The sequence below is a fragment of the Streptomyces sp. B15 genome (genome assembly GCF_018070605.1).
Lineage (GTDB): Bacteria > Actinomycetota > Actinomycetes > Streptomycetales > Streptomycetaceae > Streptomyces > Streptomyces smyrnaeus.
On the sequence record NZ_JAGPXJ010000050.1, the window covers coordinates 12,620 to 34,614 of the forward strand.

Sequence of the window (21,995 nt, forward strand, 5' to 3'; positions counted from 1 at the left end):
CGAAGGTCGGGGGAGGGCGGGGGTCAGGCGGCTTTGCGCGCCGCGATGAGGGAGCGCGCCGAGTGGGCGACGAACGGGCCCTCGGCCTCGATCCGGTCGTGCAGCTCGCGCAGGCGGTCGCGGTAGCCCTCCACCGTGAAGTCCGGAACCATCCACACCACCTTGCGCAGAAAATAGACGACCGCTCCGATGTCGAAGAACTCCATGCGGAGCCGCTCGGAGCGCAGGTCCACCACCTCCAGCCCGGCTGCCTCGGCCGCCGCCTGCTCGTCCTCGGGCCGCCGGTGCTTGCGCCCCTCGGGCTGGGGGCCGAGGAAGAACTCCACCAGCTCGAACACCGACGCCGGACCCACATGCTGGGCCAGATAGCTGCCGCCCGGCTCCAGCACCCGGGCGATCTCGGACCACCAGGGCCGTACCGGATGACGGCTCACCACCAGGTCGAACGCGCTGTCGGCGAACGGCAGCGGCGGTTCTCCCGTGTCCGCGACGACGACCACCCCGCGCGGCCGCAGCAGCGCGGTCGCCTTGGCCGCGTTCGGGGGCCACGACTCGGTCGCGGCCATCACGGGCGGCAGTCTGTCCGCCTCCGCGAGCACCTCGCCGCCGCCGGTCTGGACGTCGAGCGCGGCGGAGGCGGTGGCCAGCCGGGCGCTCATCCGCCGCTGGTACCCCCAGGAGGGCCGCTCCTCGGTCGCCCGCCCCTCCAGCCAGGAGAAGCCCCAGCCGTCCACGGACGCCGCAGCGGCCTCCGCCACCAGCTCATCGAATGAACGCGCCATCCCTCCATCCTCTTGGGCCCGCACCGGCCGGGCCAACCGGTTTACCGCCGAACCGGTCGGAGCGTCGCCGTACCGTCAGCGCGTCCCCTCACCCACCCGCACCACCTCCCCGAGCTCCAGAGCGACATAGACGGCACCGTCCGGGCCGACGGCGAGGCCGTGCGGCTCCGCACCGGGAGCGGGCAGCGGATGCTCCACGATCCGGCCGGACGGGGCGCGGGCGGCCACCCGGTTCGCCGCCCACTCGGTGACCCAGCAGGTGCCGTCCGGGCCGACGGTCACCGCGTGCGGTCTGGATCCGCGGTCGGGCAACGGGAATTCATCGATACGGCCGTCCGTGGTGATCCGGCCGAGCTGGCCGGCACCGATCTCCACGAACCACAGCTCTTGGGCGCCGGCGGCCATCCCCACCGGTGCGGCATCCCGGGTGGGCAGCTCATACAGGGTGACGCCGCCGTCGAGCGCGATGCGGCCGATCGCGTCCGCCTGGTTCAGCGTGCACCACAGCGCGCCGTCCGGTCCCGCCACCATGGCGGAGGGAAAGCATCCGTCGACCGGCAGCGGAAACTCGGTCACCTCACCTTCGGTGGTGATACGGCCGATGCGGTGCGCGCTCGTCTCCGTGAACCAGAGGGCACCGTCCGCGCCCGCCGCGATACCGAACGGACCGCATTCCGGCGTCGGCAGGGCGAACGACTCGGTCTGCCCGTCCACCGTGATCCGGCCGATGCGGTGGTCCCTGGTGCGGGTGAACCACAGGGCACCGTCCGGGCCCGGCGTGAGTACCGTCGGGCCGCAGTCGGCGGCGTCGAGCGCGTATGTCGTCGTCCGGCCCTCCGGGGTGACACGGGCGATGGCGCCCGCTGCCACCAGCGTCACCCACAACGCCCCGTCGGGGCCGGTGACGACGTCGTAGGGGCCTGCTTCGGAGCCGAAGGCGGCCGTGGTCGTCATCGTCACCGCCTCCGCGGCCTCCGCGACCTCCGCCGCGTCGGGCTCGACGGCGGGGGCGGGTGGACCGGAGGCGGCGGACGGAACGGATGTGGCGGACGAGGCGGGGCTCGGTCGGTCCGGGCTCGGGCTCACAAACGGCTCCTCTCCTCGGCCGTCCCCTCGGGGAGCGGCGCGCTCTGTTCTTCCAGGGCGAGATGCGCGCCTCGCCAGCGCTGCCGCAACCGGCGGTCGTGGCTGACGACGACCAAAGCGCCGTCGTAGGCGTCCAGTGCCGCTTCCAACTCCTCGACCAGCGCGGGCGAGAGGTGGTTGGTCGGCTCGTCCAGCAACAGCACATCGACCGGCTCGGTCACCAGCCGGGCCAGGGCCAGGCGCTGCCGCTGGCCGGTGGAGAGCCGGGCCACCGGCACGGACAGCCGTTCCGCGTCGAACAGTCCCAGGGACAGCAGACGTTGGGCGTGCTCCTCCGGTGACCCCGGGCGCCCGTGCGCATAGGCTTCCAGCAGCGTCGCCCCGCCGTCGCCGGCGCTCTCCGGCTCCTGGGGGAGATGGCCGATGCGCCCTCTGCGGGAGATCCGGCCGGTGTCGGGCGCCAGCTCTCCGGCCAGGACGCTCAGCAGCGTGCTCTTGCCCGCGCCGTTCGGTCCCGTCACGAGCAGTCGCTCACCGGCGGAGACGGTCAGCCCCGTCCGGGCCAACCTGCCCCGGACGCCCACCCCCTCGGCGTCCAGCACCGTGCCGCGCAGCCCGGCGCCACGCAGGGCCGGGGCGGCGAAGCGCAGCGGCGCCGGCGGCGGTGGCACCGGGTCCGCCAGCATTCGGCGCAGCCGCTCCTCCGCGTTGCGGACCCGACTGGCCAGGGACTGCTGGACACGACCGGCGGCCCGGTCGTAGGCCATCTTGTTGCCGTCCTTCATCGCCCTGCCGGGTGCCACCCGGCGGGCCGTGGTGGCCGCGGTCTCACGCAGCCGTTCCGTCTCGTCCCGCCAGCGCTCGTGCGCCTCGGCCCAACGGCGGCGCGCTGCTGCCTTCTCGGCCAGATAGCCCGCGTATCCGTTGCCGTAGCGGACGACCTGGCGGCGGTCGGCGTCCACTTCCAGCAGCGTCGTCGCGACACGTTCGAGGAAGGTGCGGTCGTGCGAGACCGCGACCGTGGTGCCTCGGCGCGCCCGCAGATGCTCTTCCAGCCAGCGCAGCGCGGCATCGTCCAAGTGGTTGGTGGGCTCGTCCAGCAGCAGCACCTCGGGGCTCGCTGCCAGCAGCGCGGCCAGCCGGAGCCGCACCCGCTCACCGCCGGAGAGGCCGCCCACGGTGCGGGCACGGGGCAGCAACCCCAGCCCGAGTCCGTGCAGGGCGCGTTCGACACGGGCCTCGGCCTCATAGCCGCCGCGCACCTCGAAGACGGTCAGCAGCTCCCCGTACTCCTTGAGAGCCGACTCGTCCCCGTCGGCCATCGCCGCTTCCAGTGTGCGCAGCCGCCGTTCCATGGCGCGCAACTCGCTCATCGCGCCGTCGATGACCTGCTGCACCGTCAACTCCCCGGGCAGCACTTCTTCCTGCGGGAGATACCCGACACCGCCCTCGGCGTGCAGGACGATCTCACCGCCGTCCGGCTTCTCGCGCCCCGCGAACAAGCGGAGCAGCGTCGTCTTGCCGGAGCCGTTCTCCCCCACGATCCCGGCGCGCTCCCCCGCCGGGAGCGCGCAGCTCACTCCGTCAAGAACGGTCCGGCCTTCGTACGACTTCGTGACGGCCGAGGCCGTGATCTGGGTAGGCATATGTGCTCTCCAAAGCGATCGAGGCTGAGGCGGCCAGGGGGGACCGCGGGACCGGGTGAACGCTCTGGTTGAGCATCGGCAACTCCTCTTCCGCGTCGCGGCATGCGCGACGAATGCGACCTCGTACCGACCGGCGAGCTTTACAGCGACGCCTGTCGCGTTAAGATAGTGGCACGGCGAGGCCGCCACGGCAAGGGGATATCGCGAGCGGGGTCGGGGAGCGAGGTCGAAGCAGGGGCGGAGCGGGCGGGAACAGGCCGAAGCGGGGCCGGACGAGAAGCGGAGATGAGCGCGGAATGACTGCGGGAAGGTCCGGGGAAGAGACCGGGAGCCGGAGCGGACCCGAGGCCGACGGCGGCAGCGCACACGGCTTCGGCAACGCGTACGGCAGCGGCAACGACGGCGAGAACAGCAGCGGTGAGAACGGCCACGGCGAGAACGGCAGCGGCGAGAACGGCAGCGGCGGCGGGCCCGCGGTCGCTGGGTCTCCGGCGCCCGGTGCCCGGCGACCCGGCGGGCGGACGGCGCGCGTCCGCGAACAGGTGCTGGGGGCCGTCGGTCCGCTGCTGGTGGAGCACGGGTTCGACGGCCTGACCGTCGACGCCGTCGCCGCCCGCTCGGGTGTGCACCGCGCGACGGTCTACCGCCGCTGGCGGGATGTGGGCGGGCTGCTCGCCGACGTCCTCGACGCGGCAGGCGACGACGGCTGGCGCCCGGCCGACACCGGCTCCCTGGAGGGTGACCTGCGGGCGCTGAACGAAGAGGTGCAGGAGGCGCTGACGGAGGAGCCGTCCGTCGCACTGGCCCTGATCGCCGCCTCGTTCCGCTCGGAGGAGGCGGCGCGAGCGCTGAGACGGTTCTGGGAGGAGCGGTACGCGCGCTGCGAGGCGGTCGTGGGCCGGGCGGTGGAGCGCGGCGAACTGAGCCCGCCCGTCGACGCGCGGAGGCTGGTGGTGAGTGCAACGGCTCCCCTCTACCACCAGCGGGTGCTGCTGCACTCCGAACCGGATCCGGGGCTGCCCGCCGAGGCCGCCCGCACGGCGGCGCTCGCCGCGCGGGCCGGCGCGTTCAGCAGCGCCCCCGCCACCCCCTAGATGATTGAGTCCGTTGTCTTCAGTGGTCTAGCCCCGCGCCGCCCCCTGGCCCCCCCACCCCACCGCCCCGTGGCCAAGCGGCCCCGCCGCTCAGGCCGGCTCGTAGATCCGTCCCGTGTGGCCGCCCTCCACCGAGCGGACGTACGCCTGGGCGACGTCCGCGAGGTCCACCGGCCGGACGCCGGGGAAGAAGTCGCCGTAGTCCGGGACGCTCTCGGTGAAGAGCGTGGGGCTGACGGCGTTGACGCGCTGCGGCGCGATCTCGATGGCCGCGGCCCGTACGAAGGCTTCCACGGCGCCGTTGGCCATGGAGGCGGCGCTGCCGGACGGGATGGGTTCGCGGGTCAGCACGCCGCTGATCAGCGTGAACGAACCGCGTTCGGCCACGCGCGGCACGCCCTGCCGTACGAGTTCGAGCTGGCTGAGGACCTTGCCGTGGAAGGCGGCGGTGTAGTCGGCGGCCGTCATCCGGGCCACCGGCTTGTACGGCACGTCACCGGCTGTGCTGACCACGGCGTCCAGCGGTCCGCCCGCCGCGCGCGCCGCCGCGTCCGCCGCCTCGTACAGGGCCGTCACCTGCTCGGGGTCGGCGATGTCGTAGCGCAGGTCGCCGCCGGTGCGGCCGACGCTGAACAGTTGGTGGCCTCGTTCGGCCAGTGCGGAGCGCACCGCGGTGCCCAGCGTGCCTGTGGCGCCTATGAGAAGAATGTTCATGCCCAGGACGCTAGGGCCCCGTCCACTGTGCGGGGAAATGCCGATTGTGCAGGACCTATGCTCAGTGGTTATGAATGTGGAGCTGCGGCATCTGCGCGCACTGGCCGCCATCGGTGACGAGGGCACCATCACGGGCGCGGCCCATGTCCTGCACATCAGCCAGCCGGCGCTCTCCCGCACCCTCGACCAGCTGGAGACACGACTGAGCACCCGGCTCGTCGAGCGGACCACCCGGCGACTGGAGCTGACCGAGGCGGGCCGACGGCTCTGGGAGCGTGCGCACCGGGTGCTACGGGAGTTCGACGACGCGCTCGCGGAGGTTGCGACGGGGCCACGACCGCTGCGGATCGGCTTCCCCTGGGGGTCGCTCGGCCGCCACACCGTGCCGCTGCTGCACTCCTGGCGTGCGGAGCATCCGGACACCCCGCTGGGTGTGCGCCGGTGCGACGACCCCGAGGCGGAGCTGCGGCGGGGTGGACTCGACGCGGCCTTCCTGCGGAAGCGCCCCGCGCCCGGTTCGGGGCTGGAAGCGCTCGCTCTGTACGAGGAGTCCCGGATGGCGGCCGTACCGGAAGGCGATCCGCTCGCCGAGCGCGCCACGGTGCGGCTGGCCGACCTGGCGCCGCGCCCGGTCGCGATCTGCGCGACCGCCGCCACCACCAGCGCCGAGCTGTGGCCCGAGGAGGCGCGACCGCACACGTTCGAGGTGGCCAACGTGGACGAGTGGCTCACCGCCATCGCCACCGGGGACTCCGTCGGCGTGACCGCGGAGAGCACGCGCCACAGCTATCCGCACCCCGGCGTCCGCTATCTCCCACTCGCCGACGCGGACCCGGTCACCGTCCAGCTGGTGTGGCCGCACACCCCGACCCACCCGGCCACCAAGGCCCTCCGCGACCACGCCGCCCGACTGCTGCGGCGCCGACCGCCCCTTACGGAGAGCGCGGTCGGCGGCAGTGCTCGGGCTGCCGCGATGTCGCCCTGACGGTGTGCCCTGAGGCTGTGCCCTGACGGTATGCCCTGACGTTGCCCCAACGGCTGCGGCGTCCCGGCGGAGCGGTCACCCCGCGGCGCCGTCGGCCTGCACCACGTCGGCGACCACACAGCTCACGTTGTCGGGTCCGCCCGCCCGGTTGGCCGACTCGACCAGCGCGCGCACCGCCTGCGCCGGGTCGGCGACCGTGGCGGCGGTCTCCCGGATGTCCGCCGTGGACACGACCGCGGACAGGCCGTCCGAGCACAGCAGATACCGGTCGCCGACGCGCGCTTCGCGGAGCTTGGTGTCGACGGTGCTGCCGTCCACCTCACCCGCACCGCCCGCACCGCTCCCCGTCAACGCGCGGGCCAGCAGCGCGGGCTGCGGGCAGGAGGCGGCCTCCTCGGGGGTCAACCGCCCCTCGTCGAGCAGTTTTCGCGCCAGCGTGTGGTCCTCGGTGAGTTGACAGAGTTCACCGTCCCTCAGCAGATGGGCGCGGGTGTCACCGATGTGGACGAGGGCGAGCCGGGAGCCGTTCCACAACAGTGCCGTGAGGGTGGTGCCGGCGTCCTCCGCCGCGACACCGCGCACGGCGCGCCCCGCCTCCCGGCCCGCCTCCTCGACGGCGTCCTCCAACGCGTTGAGGAGGTCACCGGCCGGGAGGTCCGTCGTCTCCAGTCGGCGGAGCGCCGCGACAGCAGCCGCGCTCGCCTCCTCTCCCCCGCTGCCGAACCCGTCGGCGACGGCCAGCAGTCGCGCGCCCGCGTACACCGTGTCCTGGTTGCTCTCCCGTATCCGTCCGGTGTCGGACAGGGCCGCGTAGCGGATGGTCAAGGGAGCGTCGGGGGTGCTTTCCAAGGTGGAGGGCATGGCTGCAGGTTCCTTCCGTGACAGATGGTCGACGAGGAGGGTGGCCAGGTCCCGGCGCGCCGCGACCTCCGCCTCGGTCTCCGCCCAGTACGCCCGCACTTCGGCGGCGGCTGCCGCGTCCGCTGCCGCCGCCAGGTCGCATACGCGCCTGATGCGGGCAAGCGGCATGCCCAGGCGGCGCAACCAGGCCACCAGCCGGGCGCGCTCCAGCTGTTCGGGCGCGTAGTAGCGGTAGCCGCTCACCGGGTCGACGCGGGCCGGGGCCAGCAGGCCGAGCTCGTCGTACAGCCGCAGCGCCTTGGGCGAGAGCCGCGACGCCTTGGCGAAGGCTCCGATGGTCAGCGGGCCGGGGTCCATGTCCATACCCGTCCTCCCTCCTCACCGGGCTCCGCGCCCGGCCCCGCCGATGCTGCGGCTTCCCCCGAGGTGAAGGTCAACCGGTCGTCGTCGGCGCGGCCCGTCCGATGGTCACCCGCCGGTCAGTGACGTCCCAGCACCTCCGTGATCCGGCTGGCCCCGTCCGTGCCGTGCCCCAACCCGATCGTGCGGCGGGCCCAGCCCTCGGCAGCACGCATCACCCCCGCGTCGATGCCGTGCTCCTCGGAGGCGTGCACGATGTGCGCCATGGAAGAGGCCCCCGAGGTGAGCGGGTTGGACTCCCCCGAGAAGGTGCCGCCGTCCACGTCGTCGGCCCATTCCTCGAAGAGCGGCGGGAGGATCTCGGCGATGCCCTTGGCGAACGGCGCCAGCTCCCGCCCGCTGATGCCCTCCGCGCGGGCCACCGCGAGGGCGTGCGCGTAACCCGCCGACGCGGTCCAGAAGATGTCGAGCAGTGCGACGTCGTAGGCGGCCGCGCGCGAGATCTCCGTACCGAGGTGGGTGTGGGTGCCGCCGAGCGCCCGCAGCACCGGCAGGTGCTGCTCGTAGGGCTCCAGCGGGCCGCTGTGCAGGAAGACTGCGTCGGGGGTGCCGATCGTGGGGGTCGGCGTCATGATCGCGCCGTCCAGGTAGTGGATGCCGTGCCGGGCGGCCCAGTCGGCGGTGTCCCGGGCGCGGGCCGGGGTGTCGGCGCTCAGGTTCACGACCGTACGGCCCTTGAGCGCCTCGGTGACGGCGTCGCGCCGCAGGACGGCGTCCGCCGCGTCGTAGTTGACCACGCAGACGACGGTCAACTCACCGGCGGCGACCGCCTCCTCGGCGGTCGCGGCACTCGTCGCGCCCCGTTCGACCAGCTCCCGGTCCTTGCCCGGGGTCCGGTTCCAGACGGTGGTCCGTATCCCCGCGTCCAGGAACGCGCCGGCCAGTGCCTGCCCCATCGGCCCGAGCCCCAGCACCGTCACGGCGGACTCGCCCGCTGCGGACGGCCGGTGGGCGGAAGACGGTCGGCCGGTGGTTTGTTCGTTGGAGGAAGACATGCTGCAACTCCCGTACGAATAGGATGAACAACAACAACGCAAGGCCCACAAAGGCCGACAAAGGGGACGACCATGACGCGCAGCCGTGCCCAGGATCCGAACGTGTGCGGGGTGACCGCCGCCATCTCCGTGATCGACGGCAAGTGGAAGACCGCTCTGCTCTGGCAACTGGAGTCGGGCCCGCGCCGCCCCGGTGAGCTCCGCAGAAATCTGCCGGGCCTCACCGAGAAGGTGCTTACTCAGGCGCTCCGCGAGATGGAGACGGACGGCCTCGTGCACCGCGAGGTGTACGACGTGCTACCGCTGAAGACCGAGTACTCCCTGACCCCGTTCGGCCGCGACCTGGCCGAGGCGCTCGCGCCGCTGTCGGACTGGGGCCACCGCCGCCTGGAGATGCTCGCCGGGGCCGTGGCGCCGCCGACACCGGTCTCCTGAGGCCCCGTTCCACCTTCGCGTCCACCGCACCCGCCACCTCCTCGACTCCGTGCTCCCTGCGGGCCGGCCGTCGTCCGACCGGCCACCACCAGAGTCGCCCGGCCGTCCGGCGCTGCCAAGTACCCACAAAAAGGTGGCTGCCCCCGCTCCCTGCCCCCTCGAAGCGGTGGGACGGTGGCACTGTGTGCGTCTCACTCATCAGGGGGTGAGAGCCTCGCCCCTGGCCCTGCGGGGGCGGCCGGACCGGGCCGTGGTGGGCGCCTGGGTGTCACGGTGCCCGGAGGGCCTGTGCGGTACGGGACGCCTGGGCAGCCAGGCCGGCGATGCTCGAGGTGATGAACGACGCGCCACCGGTCAGATCGCCGACGATGTGCAGGTGCTGGTCGGCCAGGTTCAGCCCGCCGGACGGGTGGAGGGTGGCCAGGCCGGAGTCCGCCAGGGACCGGACCAGTTCCTCGGCGGCGGCCGAAATGGCCTGAGGCTGCGGATTCACGGCGTTGACCACGGTGCCCGCGGTGTGGGCGCCGTCCTTGTCCCGCACGCGGAACCCTCCGTTCACCGGTTCGATCGCTCGAACCCCACCAGCGACGGTGAGTTGACCGGCCTCCAGGAGCCTCAGCAAGGTGGCGGCGTTCGCCGGAATCATGGGCGAGGCCACGCTGGTGGCGGTGCGCAGGTGACGCCTGAGCCACACCCGGTCGGATTCGGGCAGCAGCCGCCACACATAAGGGCCGACGGTATGCGCCGTCTCCTGGACCACACGCCGGCCGACGCAGGGATCGTCGACAGCGGCGATCTGCCGCCGCAGCCGCTGAACCGGGCTGATGGCCTCGGTGTGGAGGAGCTCGGCCATGAGCGCGTCGAAATCCTCCCCGGCGTCCGCCAGCTCAGTGCGCAGCAGCCCGACGAGGTCGTCGAGCGTGACCTTCCCTCGTGCCTCGCACAGTGCCGACACCCGTTCGACGGTCAGATGCTGCGGTCGCCGGTCGACCGGACGCTGCCAGACGCGCGGCAGCACTCCGCTGCGCGACAGGAGCGTGATCCGCCCTCGATGGCCGCGCGCGGCGAGTGAAACGGCCACGTCCACGGCGGTCAGACCACTGCCGATGACCGCTACATCGTCCCCGGCCGGAACTGAGGCGAGTGTGTCGGCCAGCGGATAAGGGTCGGCTGTGAAGCCCGGGTTGCCGGTGAGTCCGTACAGATCCGGAGGTGCTCCGCCGCCCGTGCACAGCGCCACCTGAGTGGCCCCGTACTCGTGTGCGTCATGTGTTCGCAGTACGAGACGGGCTCCGCGGCGGACGATCCCGGTCACGCGGGCGGCCACCACGCGCACAGACCACCCCTGCTCGCCCAAGGTGGCGATGGCCTTCTCGGCGGTGTGCGCCAGATACTCGCCGTAGAGCGCACGCGGGACCAACGGCTGCCCCAGGAGCACGTCGATGTGGTCAGTGCCTCGTTCGCCCAGCCAAGCCGCATAGTGGCCGAAGTCGCCGTTGCGGATCGACATCATGGCCGGTGGCGCGTTCACCAGGACCGAATCCAGGTCAGGGCCGTAGGGCCGCCCCCGCCACAGTTGGGGCGACGGTTCGAAGACGGTCAGCGTGCCGCTCCCGGCCAAGGTCCCGTCCTGCCTGGCGGCCAGCGCGTCGAGGAGCCCGACCGCTGCCGCACCGCCTCCGACGATTGCGATGTCGCTGTCCGTGCCTGCGTCTGCGTCTGCGTCTGCGTCTGCGTCGATGCCTATGCCGATGTTCATGATCTCCCTCTCCGTCGGTCGTGTTGTCGGCGACCTTCGCCGACGCCGTCGGAGAACCCCATCCCGCGCCGACGGGCCATCGGCCGGGAACGACCCCCTCAGATGGGGGGTTGGTGCTGTGCAGCAGCCTTGGGAGGCTGACCAGCGGAGGGATGCACATGACCGATCCACGCCGGCCGGTGCTGTCGGCCGCCGAACAGGCCGCCGACGCATCGGAGCTGTTCAGCCGGGCCTCGGCCCGGCTGCGCCGCCTTGTGCCGTACCAGTCGGCCGTGTGGACGGCCGCCGACCCGGAGACCGGCCTGATCACGGCGCCGATGCTGGTGGAGAACCTCAGCGCCGGTGAGGGCTGTGCCACGTACTGGGAGAGTGAGCTCCTGGAGGAGAACGTCGTACCGTTCCGGCAGTTGGCCCGCGCATCGGTACCGGCGGCCGGGCTGCGCGCGGCCACCGACGATCTGCCCGCCCGCAGCGCCCGCTTCCGGCGCCTGCTGCTCAGCCAGGGCGTACACGACGAACTGCGCGCCGTACTGCGGATCGGCAACCGGCCCTGGGGCCTGGTGAGTCTGTTCCGCACCACCGACGCCTTCCAGCCGGACGAGGTCGCGCTCCTTGCCGACCTGTCCCGCCCGCTGGCCGAGCGGCTGCGCGGGTTCGCCCGACCGCCCGAGTCCGCTCCGCGCACCGGTTCGCCCGCGCCCGGTCTGATCCTCTTCGACGCCTACGGCGAAGCCACGTCGATCAACGACGAGGCGCGACACCACCTCGCACTGCTGCCGCCGGGGCCTTCCTACGCCTCGGCGTTGGGGGTGGAACTGCCCATCTGGGTGATCGGCACGGCTTTGCAGGCACGGGCCATAGCCGATGGCTGGGACCACGGCAACGCCCGGGTACGCATCCGGACCACCGAAGGCCGCTGGCTGAGCTGCCACGCCTCCTGCCTCACCGGCCCCGGTGGTCTGCCCGGTCCGGTGGCCCTCGTCATCGAGCCGGCGACACCCGCCGACCTCGCGGTCCTGGTCGCCGATGCGTATGGTCTGACCTCCCGGGAGCTCCAGATCACCCAGCTCGTCGCGCGCGGAACGACCACCGCGGAGATAGCCACCACGCTCTTCCTCTCCCCGCACACAATCCGCGACCACATCAAGACCGTCTTCGCCAAGGCTCGCGTCTCCAGTCGGGGCGAGTTGGTCGCCCGCCTGTTCACCGAGCACTACTGGCCCGCGCTGCCGGAACCGACCGCGGTCCACCGCCCCGGCGAGCCCGCCGCCCATGCCCGAATCCAGGATCCGACTCCTGCGCCCCTCGCACCGCAGTCGTCCCCGGCGGATTGATCCGAAAGGCTGTGACTTCCAGCGTCGAGTGTCTGTGCCGGAGCACGTTAGTTGGCCAAACTTTCCATAATGCCTGGCCAGCCCTCTGGGCGGGTGCGGAACGCGCGACAAAGACCCTGCAGGTGTGACGTTCGTGCGGATAGGGCCCACAGAGCCGACTGTTAGGGCTTTCTGGCTTCATGCGCACGAACGCTGGCAACAGGTTGTGGTCGCAGTCCTGCACACTCGATGAGCTCTTCGAGGACTTCGACCCGGAATGCGCGGCGCTTTCAGGCACAGACCGGTGGAGTACCGAGTGGCGGATCGCTGGTTCAGATGTGGTCTGCAGTGTCGCGAACGCCGGGTCGGTGCCCTTGCTGCAGGCACAGCCGGTACGGCAGTTCAGCTGGCGGCCGCGGCAACGGCACCGCCCTGGGCTGCAGTACCTGTTGACCACCGGGCGACATCATGGTTTCGAAAGTCTGGAAGAGCAGCGGTTCCTTCTCGCGCTGGACTTCGCCGGCCGGGCCCGGGATGTGCTGTCGCAACCCTTGCGCTTGCGTTTCATGGTTGCAGGTCGGGAGCGTACTCACACACCGGACTTCCTCCTGCTGTTGCCGGACGGTTGCTGGCTGGTGGACGTACGCCCCAGGAAGCTGATCAAACCCGGGGACGTTGAATGCTTCGCCGCCGCGAGGCACGCGGCGTATGTCGTCGGTTGGCGATACAGCGTGGTGGTCGGCTGGCTAGCCCATGTGACGGCGGGGCTCGAGGCGATGTCTGCTCAGCGTCGTCCGTTGGAGGACCGGCACGGGTTCGAGCGACAGTTGTGGGAGGCGGCGGCCTCGGAATCGTCCTTCGGGGAGTTGGTGGGTTCGACACCGCTGCCGGTGGTGGCTCGGGCGCATGCTCTGCATTTGCTGTGGCATCGCCATCTGGGCGTGGACCTTTCGCGACCGCTGGACGACGGCTCGACGGTCGTGCGGGGCAGGCGGTCGCCGTGACCGGACGCTCGGGCCTGCTGGAGCTTGCTCCAGGGATGCTGCTGGTGTTGGAGGGCGCTTCCTGGTCGGTGAAGGCGCTGGACCCTGTCACTGGAACCGTGGAGCTGGTTGACACCGAGGGGCAGCTGCGAAGTTGCTCTGCGGGGCGACTACTGGATCTGCTGCGTGTTCCGGAAGAGGATCTGCGGCCGGTGCAGAGTCCGCGGTTGGAGGACCTTGAGGAGAACGAACAGGAGCGAATGCGTCTGCGGGTGGCGCATGCGCTGGAGGCAGACTGCGGCTTCCGCAGCGGTGACCGGGCTTGTCCTGCGCCTGGTGAGCCGCGGCCGGAGTATGACCCTGGCCTGACGACGCGGCTGGGGAGGTTCGAGCGCAAGGCCGCTGAGCTGAGGCAGCTGTCGGGCGAGGAAGCTCGGTTGCTTGGTCTTCAGTATGTGAGTGCACGCACACTGCGTCGAATCGCGGACGAATGCCGCTCGGATCCGGCTGGCCTTCGTGGTTACGGTCGGCAGCTGCGTTCCAGGGGATCTGAACGGGAGTTGGACGAGCGGCTCGTCGAGGCGATCGAGGCAGTCCGCGCTGAGTGTCAGCACCGATCGCGAGTGAGCATGCGCACCAAGGAGCGCATGATCCACCAGTACGTCAGGGAGATCCTCGGCGGAGCAGTTTCGGTTCCGTCCTACAGCACGCTGCGTCGTATTTGGCTTGACTGGTACGGCTCATCTGGGGGTCGCCAGAAGTACGTACGTTCCGCTTCAGCGACAGAGCCAGCCGCACCACCGGTGGTGGCTCTGCGTCCAGGACAGGTGGTGGCACTGGACACCCAGACAGTGCCGGTCAAGCTGCTGGATGACGTGTTCAGCGATCCCGTCACGGTCTCGCTGACTCTTGCCTTGGACGTGTTCACGCGCTCGATCGTGGCGTTCCGCCTCAATGTCGGTTCAGACACCGGGGTGGACGTGGCCATGGTGCTGCGGGACGTCATGCTGCCGTTGCCGATGCGGCCCGGCTGGGGTAAGGAGATGGCCTGGCCCTACCCCGGGGTTCCAGGAGCAGTGGTTGCGGACTTTGCCGGCTACGAACCTGCCGGGCTTCCGTTCTTCGCGCCGGAGACGCTGACGACCGACCACGGATCGGTCTACAAGAACCACCACGTCGTCGAGGTCGAGCGGCTGTTGGGCTGCAACATCCTGCCCGCCAGGGCGATGCGACCCACTGACAAGCAGGCAGTGGAACGCTGTTTCGGCACGATCCGCTCGCTGCTGTTCGAGCAACTTCTCGGCTACACAGGTGTCGACGTCGCCGATCGAGGCAGTGACCCGGAGGCTGACGCTGCCATCACGGTCAATGACATGGAGCACCTGATCGCCACGTGGGTGGTCCGCGTGTGGCAGAACCGGAAGCTAGCCGAACATGCGCCGCCGTGGGCCCCGGACCAGCGACACAGCCCCAACACCCTGTTTACTTCAGCTTTCGCGCGGGGCGGGTTCGCGCTGCGGATGCCGACGCCTGATCTGTTCTACCGGCTGTTGCCCGCGCATCACGTCACTGTTCGGCGCAAGCGCGGGGTGAAGGTCCATGGCCTGTGGTACGACGGGCCAGTCCTGGACGAGTGCGGCGCCCGTCAGGCTCCCAAGCGCGGCCGTCACGCCCACCGCTGGCGCGTGAATGCCGACCCGCGGGACCTACGCGAGGTGTTTTTCGAGTACGACGGTGTGTGGCACCGCCTGCGCTGGACGGGCCTGCCCCCCGAGGGAGAGATTCCTGCATTCTCCGACGCCCGCGCCGAGGATCTACTCGCCGAGACCGCCCGTCGTGGCATCCAACCCCGCGACGACAGCGAATTGCTGCCCCTGCTTCTGGAGCTGCTGGAGACGCACCAGCCGGTCTCCAGGTGGATCACCCAACCCGGAGGGAAGCGGCAGCGTTCCCGCAGCACCCGCGATGAACGACGAACGCGCAGTGCCTCCCAGGACCGCCATAAGCCGAGGCACGCGGAGCCCAGACAGGTCGCAACCTCTTCTCCAGACGGCCGCCGTGCAGGGAAGCCCCGCCAAGTCAGCGACGTGGTCGACGCCGAACGGGCACGTCGCCGTCGAGCGCTACCGGCTCCGGCGGACTCCGCGCCAGCGCGACTCGGCGATGCCTACCGGCAGCGCAGCATGTTCGCCCTGCCCTCTCCCGACGACGAGCCGGATACTCCTACTCCACCACCTGCACCGTGAACGCATCGGAGAAACCATGGCCAGGACAGCCGCACGGGACGAAGGCGATGCACAGCGTCGCTCACTGCCGTTCCTCCTTCCCACCACCGGCGCCGCACGCGACACCATCGAGTCCTGGCGCAACTGGCGTGAAACGCGTCACGTGTTCGTACCCGCACCTCGGTTGACGGTCCAGAAGTACCGACTACTCAGCCCGCGAGATCGGCGCATCCACGACCTGCACCGAGCCGCCACTCACGCCAATTTGGCAATCCAGGAAACCCCGATGAGCGCGAGAGTCACCCGGCTTCTGTCGATGCGCGTGGAAAGCGGTGCTCTCAAACGCCGCCCCGGAGCTCGCGCAGGCGTCATGGTCAACGGCGGTGGCTACCAGGGCAAAACGGAGACAGTGTGCGAGTTCGCCGCCGCTTTCGAAGACCTGTGGCTGGACCTGCACAGAGACCTCAACCCAAACACCATCCACGGCACCCGCGACCTTCACGCGCCGGTCGCTTACGTGCCGACCCCGGTCAAGGCCACACCCAAGTCGACCTGTCAGGCCATCTTGGACTTCTACGGCGGGCCCGTCGACATGACGCTCCCCCAGCTTCTGCGGGCAGTGCGCACCTCCCTCGCCGATCACGGCACGAAAGTCCTCATCATGGACGACATCACGCGCCTCAAGATGCACCGCCAAGATGACCAGGACGTCCTGGACATGATCCGCGTTCTGATGGACATGCAGGTCACCCTCGTCCTGATCGGTGTGGGCATCCACCGCTCCGGCCTGCTTCGCGAAGGCCGCTACAACGCGAACACCAAGCAGTGGGTCTACCTGCCGCCCCGCCGCAGATCAAAGAGTTACAACGACGAAGCCGCCACGCAGACCGAGCGCCGATTCGACGTCATCGACCTCAACCCCTTCCGCTACGACACCCCTTACGAGATCGCGGCCTGGACCGCCCACCTGCACGGCCTGGAAGCACAGCTACGGCTGTTCAACAGCAGCCCGGGCATGCTTTCCGGCGGCACGATGCCCGAATACCTCTATCGCCGCACGAACGGGATTGTCGGCCTCTTGGAACGTCTGATCGAGGACGGCTGCCAGATGGCCATCGCCGACGGCAGCGAAGTTCTCAAAGAGGAACACCTCGAACAAGTCACCATCAACATCGGCAACCTCCCAGACGATCAACACGACGCCGACTCCGGTGAAGTCCCCGACGTCCCGCCGCACACACCGCCCAAGAAGCGCCGCCGAGGCCGTAACACCGTCTTCGACGATCGAGGACTCCACGGAGAGGCCGGATGATCCGCCGCTTCCCCAGGCCGCTGCCCCGCGCTCTCGCACCACTCCCCGACGAAACACTTGTGGGCCATATTCTGCGGCTCTCCTACAGACTCGACGCAGCCCCCATTCACATCGCCCGATGGGCCGGCCTCGCACAGGGCGGAGACGACGCACTGGAAGAGGGCGCCTGGGGCGCCTCCATCCCGGTCAGCCCTCTGATCCGTATGACGCCCCAACAATCCAGGCGCTTCGCCCTTGCTTGCTGCTTGTCTCCCAAGGAGACGCGCCTTTTGACTCTGGGCTCGCTCGCTGACCGCTACCCTCCCGTCAGCCCCCATCCGGTACACACCGGCGGGAAGACCCGAAGCCCGAAAGACATCGCCTCCGGCGACTCCTGGGTATCCACTCGATTCACCCGTTATTGTCCGCAATGCCTGGCAAGCGACAGCAGTGAGGTACAGGACCGGTACGGCGGCTCGTGGAGAAAGCAATGGCGCCTCGCCGTGCTCTTCGCCTGCACCCGCCACAGACGGTTGCTCCACAGCACGTGCCCCGCCTGCAGCACACCCGCCCAGGGCACGGAGCCGTCCTACATCTCCACCCTCATCACTAACCCCCACGGTGAGCCCACACATCCTGCTGCGTGTCGATCGATGTGGTGGATGCTCCAGGACCCCTGCGAAACACGCCTCGATGACCCAGATATCGGCCCCATCCACATGACGCCACAGGCCCTGCATCGCCTCCTGGTGCTGCAGGTACACCTCAACGACCTTCTCGAAGGCAAGACCACTCGCGCCATCAGCTTCGGCCGCCGAGTGTGGGCAAAGACTTACTTCGCCGACCTACGGGTGATCTCCTGCATCATCCAATCCGCACACCCACGTTCACTGCACATCCTCTGCGACCCAGACATCCTCGCCGCATACGTCGACTACCGCTCGTCTGAAGAGCGAGAGGACGACAGCAGATACATCCTCCAGCGAAACCCCACCACGCAGCGAACGCATGAAAAACCCCCGCTGCGAGCCAAGCCTCTCGGCTGTCTTCTCGCTCTCGCCACCGAGTTCCTCGACGCTTCGCCCTCAGCAGTCAGCGACCACATCGCCGAGATGCTCGCGACCTCCTCGTTCAACGTCTCCGAGGTCAGGCACATGGCCACCACTCCACGGCTATCCGCAGCTCTGCGCCGCCTCCTCACTGCACGCTCCGTACTGGAATGCGTGCGGCCCAACTGAGTTCGCGGCTGAGCCAGGAAGACGACTGAGCCCTTTCAGCGGTGCCGCTCCAGGGTGAGGATGGCCTTGGTCATTGACGTCATGCGGTTTGGGCTGCATCGGGCGTGACGGAAGATTCGCCAGGATTTCAGGCGGGCGATTCCTCGTTCGACGGGTACACGAGCGGCGGCGAGGGCCCGGTTGACCGTCTGCTCGGTCGGGGTGAGTTCCCCCTGGGGCGGCCGGCGTTTGGGGGTGGCGACCCACTCGCCCGCGCCGATGTAAGCCATGTCGGCGAGAACGGGGATGCCCTGCCGCTCGCAGATCCTGATGATCTTGTGTGTGCGGGCGGCGGTCAGGTCGTGCGTTCGGCCGGGAAGGGTGGGTGAGAGCCACAGCGTGCGACCGGCCGGATCTGGGATGACCTGCACGTTCACACCATGCCGCTTGTGCTTGGCCGAATAGTCCGCGCGTCCGTCGCCGACTCGGTCGCACTCGGCGAGCGTGCCGTCCACGAGGACGTAGTCGGGGTCCGCCTCGCGCAGGACCTTCAGCAAGCCCGGCGCCTTGTCGGCCAGGTGCTCGACGACGGTGGTGACGTACGCGTGAGCGGTACCGACGGAAACACGGAAACCCGCAGCGAGTTGAGCCAGAGGGTCATGACGTCGCAGGTATGCCAGAGCGATCACCGCACGCTCGGACGGCCGGAGCTTGCAGCGTCGGTCACCCTCACGGGTAACGATCAGCATCGTCACCCACTCCACGAGTGCATGCGGCAGGTCGAGTGCGGCAGGATACGGGACCAACAGGGCTCCTGAGCTGGAGAGTCGAGACATAGACACCTCTCTCAACGGCACGGGAGCCCTGTCCGTTGCCTACGGCCCCGCCGTCACCCGTTCGGGGACCACTCTGAAAACCCTCACTGAGCAGCAGGCAGAGTTGAGGGCCTCGAGCACTCCGGCACCAGGGGACCGATGCCGCCGAGGAGTCGGACGCTACGTCTTCGGAAGGGCCGAACCGCCGGTGGCCGGGGCGATCCGACAGCTGGCCCTTGCCACCACGCAAATGCCCGTCGGCTCCCGACAGTGACCTGCTGCGTGGACCTAGCGTGTCAGGGTGTTCAGAGTGGCCTGGAGGTCGGCATGCCGCGGCCGGTTGTGGGGGAGCTTTGCGAGGAGCGCGGCCATTCCGCAGGTATTGGTGAGGGCGGAGTAGACCAGGCCGGCTGCGATCGCGGCGGACAGCAGCTGGAACGCGGGGTGGACCAACAGGGCGAGGACAAGCCCGATGAGAACGAGGGCTCCTGCGGCGAGGCGGACCTGGCGCTCCATGCCCCACGGGGTGTGAGCACCCTCGGGGTGGTGGATGTCGTGTCCGTGCTGGGCCCAGGCTTGGGTGCCGCCGGTGAGTGCAGAGGCGTTGATGCCGTGTTCGGCGAGAGTTTCACCGGCCTGGCTGGAGCGGGCACCGGAGGCACAGACCAGGAGCAGGTCGCTGCGCGAAGCGGCGTTCTGCAGGGCGGGGAGAGCGGAAGGCAGCTGGTCGAGGGGAACGTTGTGCGCTCCGGGCAGATGGCCCGAGGCGTACTCACCAGGGGTTCGGACGTCGATGATGGTGTAGTCGTCGAGTCGAGAGGCGGCCTGGGCGGGGTGGATCTCTGTGGGCACAGGCATCGAAGGGCTCCTTTCGGGGTTCTTTCCTTCTCCCCTCAGACCGTACAATACCCGTAGGGGTATACAGAAGGAGGGCATTGTGGAGCTGGACATGGCAGCTGACGAGCTGAAGGCGGCTCTCAATCGGCTGCGACGCGCTCAGGGTCAGCTCGCGGGAGTCATCAAGATGATCGAGGACGGGCGGGACTGTGAGGAGGTCATCACACAGCTGGCCGCCGTCTCCCGAGCTCTGGACCGGGCGGGCTTCGCCATCATCGCCACCGGGCTGCAGCACTGCCTGACGGAAGAGCCGGAGCAGACAGGAGACCGGGACCGGCTGCGGGCCCGACTGGAGAAGCTCTTCCTGTCGCTTGCCTGACAGTAGCGCCCCGATGGCGGAGAGCAGCCAAGGGAGCTCGGTCAGCCATGGGCGCCTCGCCCTGTACGACCCGAGCGCCATCGAGACTGCAGCCGCCAGTGTCACCGCCTTTTGCGGCCCCCTGGCCCTGCAAACGGGTGACACACGCCCGGCCTGCCGACGCGGAGCCGTATGAACCGGGGACGCCGTGCATGGCGCTTGCCGGCCCTGCTCCGTAGTTCTCGCCCGCGCAGTTCCGTGCAGCAATCCCTGGGAATAGATACCTAGGGGGGTATCGTCCCCTATGGTGGGCCGGGCAGCGAACCCAAGCGTCAGAGGTTTACGGACTGCCGAAACGACAACTCGGTGAATACCCCCCAGGGTAAAAGGAGGTCTTTGCTGGTGAACCCGGATGTTCGTGAGGTGACCGTCGAGCAGCTGGATGCTGCGCGAAGCACCGGCACAGAGGTGATCGACGTCCGCTCTCCGCAGGAGTATGCGCAAGGTCACGTGCCGGGGGCGGTGAACGTTCCGCTGGAGGAGCTGCTGGCGGCACCCGCCTCCGCCGTCCCTGACGGCGCGCACGTGGTGTGCCAGTCCGGCCGTCGCAGTGCCGAGGCCGCACGCGCTCTGCAACAAGCGGGCGTGGCTGCCGTCTCGGTGGCCGGGGGCACGGCGGCGTGGATCGATTCCGGCCGCGAGATCGAAGGAGGAAAGCAGTGACTGACACCGCGACCAAGCAGGCCGAGGAGCAGTTGGCGGGCGGTCTGAGTGTGTCCACCGTGGCGACCTCGTCGCTGGGCGACCGCAGCTACCTCGCCACCGACGGCGAGGTGGCGGTGGTGATCGACCCGCAGCGTGATGTGGACCGGGTGATCGCCGAAGCCGGCCGGCTGGGAGTTCGCATCGCGGCCGTATTGGAGACGCACGTGCACAACGACTACGTCTCCGGAGGCCTGGAGCTCTCCCGTCTGACCGGAGCGGAGTACGGCATGTCCGAAGCCGATCAGGCGCCCTTTACGCACCGGCCGCTGGAGGACGGCGACGTGCTGGAACTGTCCGGTCGCATGCGGGTTCGGGCCCTCGCCACCCCCGGGCACACTTTCCACCACCTCTCCTACGTGCTGGAGGGCGAAGCCGGTCCGGTCGGAGTCTTCACCGGCGGCTCGCTGCTGCTGGGCACCACCGGCCGCACCGACCTGCTCGGGTCCGAGCACAGCCGCGAACTCGCCCGCCACCAGCACGCCTCCGCCAGGAAGCTGGCCGACCTGCTCCCCGACGGGGCCCAGGTGTGGCCCACCCACGGCTTCGGCAGCTTCTGCTCGGCCACGCAGGCGTCCGGCGACACTGCCGACATCCGAGAACAGCGCCGTATCAACCCCGCGCTGCTCCTGGCCGAGGAGGAGTTCATCGAGCAGACCCTCTCGGGTCTGGACGCCTATCCCGCCTACTACGCGCACATGGGCGTGAAGAATGCCGAGGGTCCCGAACCGCTGGATCTGCGGCCCCCGAAGACAGCCGCCCCCGAAGAGCTGCGGAAGCGGCTGGACGACGGCGAGTGGGTCGTGGACCTGCGCAACAGGAAGGCCTTCGCCGCCTCCCACCTCGCCGGCATTGTCAGCCTGGGTCTGGACGGCCCCATGACCACCTGGCTCGGCTGGATGATCGACTGGGGCGCCCCGGTCACCCTCGTCGGCGAGAGCAGCGAACAGGTCGCCACCGCACAGCGGGAACTGGCGCGCATCGGCATCGACGACCTCGCCGGCGCCGCGAACGGCCAGCCCGCCATACTCGCGGAAGCCCCCGACCAGCTGCGCGATACGCCCACCGCCACCTTCCAGGACCTGGCCGCGGCCCTCCGCGGAAGCGCCGACCACCTTCCTGAGGTCGGCGTGGTCCTGGACGTGCGCACCACCAACGAATACCGCGCCTCCCATGTCGACGGCGCGGTCCACATCCCCCTGTACGAGCTCAAGGACCGCCTCGCGGACATCCCCGCGGGCACGGTGTGGGTGCACTGTGGCAGCGGATACCGCGCGACCGCCGGAGCCTCCCTCCTGGAGCAGGGCGGCCGGGACGCGGTGATCGTCGATGACCACTTCGACGCCGCCGCCGAGGCGGGCGTCCCCATGGCCGAGACCTGATCACTCCCCACGGAGCCTCAGGACGGGCCGTCCAG

Annotated in this window: 20 protein-coding genes and 1 pseudogene; 12 read left to right on the forward strand and 9 right to left on the reverse strand. The window is 69.9% G+C overall.

Translation table 11 applies throughout. The features are described 5' to 3' along the window. Window positions 1-23: 23 nt before the first annotated feature. The 3 genes from KBY19_RS21845 to abc-f form a co-directional block, all read right to left on the reverse strand. Window positions 24-782 carry a methyltransferase domain-containing protein gene (locus tag KBY19_RS21845; RefSeq protein ID WP_210966506.1) on the reverse strand — a complete coding sequence of 253 codons (759 nt, stop codon included), beginning with the start codon at window positions 780-782 and terminating at the stop codon, window positions 24-26. Between the two features lie 75 nt (window positions 783-857). Then, a complete protein-coding gene (locus KBY19_RS21850) occupies window positions 858-1,736 on the reverse strand; it encodes a virginiamycin B lyase (protein WP_210966523.1) in 879 nt (292 codons plus the stop codon). A 128-nt stretch (window positions 1,737-1,864) separates the two neighbouring features. Continuing rightward, window positions 1,865-3,514, reverse strand: a complete 1,650-nt coding sequence (gene abc-f, locus KBY19_RS21855) for a ribosomal protection-like ABC-F family protein (protein ID WP_210966507.1) — start codon at window positions 3,512-3,514, stop codon at window positions 1,865-1,867. 296 nt (window positions 3,515-3,810) lie between these two features. Here abc-f and KBY19_RS21860 point away from each other — a divergent pair, with 296 nt between their 5' ends. Next, a complete protein-coding gene (locus KBY19_RS21860) occupies window positions 3,811-4,608 on the forward strand; it encodes a TetR/AcrR family transcriptional regulator (protein WP_247691265.1) in 798 nt (265 codons plus the stop codon). Window positions 4,609-4,698: 90 nt separating this feature from the next. On the opposite strand, the gene KBY19_RS21865 is transcribed toward KBY19_RS21860, so the two are convergent. After that, window positions 4,699-5,322, reverse strand: a complete 624-nt coding sequence (locus KBY19_RS21865) for a short chain dehydrogenase (protein WP_099882431.1) — start codon at window positions 5,320-5,322, stop codon at window positions 4,699-4,701. Between the two features lie 70 nt (window positions 5,323-5,392). On the opposite strand from KBY19_RS21865, the gene KBY19_RS21870 reads away from it, so the two are divergent. Continuing rightward, entirely contained in the window at window positions 5,393-6,307 is a 915-nt protein-coding gene (locus KBY19_RS21870) for a LysR family transcriptional regulator (protein WP_210966508.1), read from the forward strand. Window positions 6,308-6,382: 75 nt separating this feature from the next. On the opposite strand, the gene KBY19_RS21875 is transcribed toward KBY19_RS21870, so the two are convergent. Further along, window positions 6,383-7,531 (reverse strand): MerR family transcriptional regulator, encoded by a 1,149-nt coding sequence (locus KBY19_RS21875; protein WP_210957602.1) that lies wholly within the window; start codon window positions 7,529-7,531, stop codon window positions 6,383-6,385. 116 nt (window positions 7,532-7,647) lie between these two features. After that, window positions 7,648-8,583: an NAD(P)-dependent oxidoreductase gene (locus KBY19_RS21880; protein ID WP_185017471.1), complete on the reverse strand. Its 936-nt coding sequence runs from the start codon at window positions 8,581-8,583 to the stop codon at window positions 7,648-7,650. A 72-nt stretch (window positions 8,584-8,655) separates the two neighbouring features. Between KBY19_RS21880 and KBY19_RS21885 the strand changes: the two genes are divergently transcribed. Next, the gene (locus KBY19_RS21885) at window positions 8,656-9,018 is read left to right on the forward strand and encodes a helix-turn-helix domain-containing protein (RefSeq protein WP_099882439.1); all 363 of its coding nucleotides are present in this window, start codon (window positions 8,656-8,658) and stop codon (window positions 9,016-9,018) included. 268 nt (window positions 9,019-9,286) lie between these two features. Here KBY19_RS21885 and KBY19_RS21890 read toward each other — a convergent pair whose 3' ends face one another. Beyond that, window positions 9,287-10,777, reverse strand: coding sequence for an FAD/NAD(P)-binding protein (locus KBY19_RS21890; protein ID WP_099882441.1), 1,491 nt, complete (start codon window positions 10,775-10,777; stop codon window positions 9,287-9,289). 158 nt (window positions 10,778-10,935) lie between these two features. On the opposite strand from KBY19_RS21890, the gene KBY19_RS21895 reads away from it, so the two are divergent. The 6 genes and pseudogenes from KBY19_RS21895 to KBY19_RS36720 all read left to right on the forward strand — a co-directional run bounded on the left by KBY19_RS21895 (window position 10,936) and on the right by KBY19_RS36720 (window position 17,827). Beyond that, complete coding sequence (locus KBY19_RS21895; RefSeq protein WP_247691266.1) at window positions 10,936-12,111, forward strand: helix-turn-helix transcriptional regulator; 1,176 nt, start codon at window positions 10,936-10,938, stop codon at window positions 12,109-12,111. Between the two features lie 179 nt (window positions 12,112-12,290). Continuing rightward, window positions 12,291-13,094, forward strand: a complete 804-nt coding sequence (locus KBY19_RS21900; RefSeq protein WP_210966510.1) for a TnsA-like heteromeric transposase endonuclease subunit — start codon at window positions 12,291-12,293, stop codon at window positions 13,092-13,094. After that, a complete protein-coding gene (locus tag KBY19_RS21905) occupies window positions 13,091-15,319 on the forward strand; it encodes a transposase (protein WP_307843578.1) in 2,229 nt (742 codons plus the stop codon). The genes KBY19_RS21900 and KBY19_RS21905 overlap by 4 nt, the downstream gene beginning before the upstream one ends. A gap of 16 nt (window positions 15,320-15,335) precedes the next feature. Continuing rightward, entirely contained in the window at window positions 15,336-16,610 is a 1,275-nt protein-coding gene (locus KBY19_RS21910; protein WP_210966511.1) for an AAA family ATPase, read from the forward strand. Then, window positions 16,607-17,116, forward strand: a pseudogene (locus tag KBY19_RS37810) (TniQ family protein); the annotation flags it as partial. The gene KBY19_RS21910 and the pseudogene KBY19_RS37810, both read left to right, overlap by 4 nt. A gap of 135 nt (window positions 17,117-17,251) precedes the next feature. Beyond that, on the forward strand, window positions 17,252-17,827 hold the full coding sequence (locus KBY19_RS36720) for a hypothetical protein (RefSeq protein ID WP_247691267.1): 576 nt from the start codon (window positions 17,252-17,254) through the stop codon (window positions 17,825-17,827). 35 nt (window positions 17,828-17,862) lie between these two features. Here KBY19_RS36720 and KBY19_RS21920 read toward each other — a convergent pair whose 3' ends face one another. Both KBY19_RS21920 and KBY19_RS21925 read right to left on the reverse strand, forming a co-directional pair. Further along, on the reverse strand, window positions 17,863-18,612 hold the full coding sequence (locus tag KBY19_RS21920) for a transposase family protein (RefSeq protein WP_210966513.1): 750 nt from the start codon (window positions 18,610-18,612) through the stop codon (window positions 17,863-17,865). A 297-nt stretch (window positions 18,613-18,909) separates the two neighbouring features. Further along, window positions 18,910-19,479, reverse strand: coding sequence for a rhodanese-like domain-containing protein (locus KBY19_RS21925; RefSeq protein WP_210966514.1), 570 nt, complete (start codon window positions 19,477-19,479; stop codon window positions 18,910-18,912). Window positions 19,480-19,558: 79 nt separating this feature from the next. Here KBY19_RS21925 and KBY19_RS21930 point away from each other — a divergent pair, with 79 nt between their 5' ends. The 3 genes from KBY19_RS21930 (at window position 19,559) to KBY19_RS21940 (ending at window position 21,960) form a co-directional block, all read left to right on the forward strand. Then, window positions 19,559-19,837 (forward strand): metal-sensitive transcriptional regulator, encoded by a 279-nt coding sequence (locus KBY19_RS21930; RefSeq protein WP_307843579.1) that lies wholly within the window; start codon window positions 19,559-19,561, stop codon window positions 19,835-19,837. Window positions 19,838-20,218: 381 nt separating this feature from the next. After that, on the forward strand, window positions 20,219-20,539 hold the full coding sequence (locus KBY19_RS21935; RefSeq protein WP_307843581.1) for a rhodanese-like domain-containing protein: 321 nt from the start codon (window positions 20,219-20,221) through the stop codon (window positions 20,537-20,539). Beyond that, window positions 20,536-21,960: an MBL fold metallo-hydrolase gene (locus KBY19_RS21940; RefSeq protein WP_307843580.1), complete on the forward strand. Its 1,425-nt coding sequence runs from the start codon at window positions 20,536-20,538 to the stop codon at window positions 21,958-21,960. The genes KBY19_RS21935 and KBY19_RS21940 overlap by 4 nt, the downstream gene beginning before the upstream one ends. Window positions 21,961-21,995 lie beyond the last annotated feature (35 nt).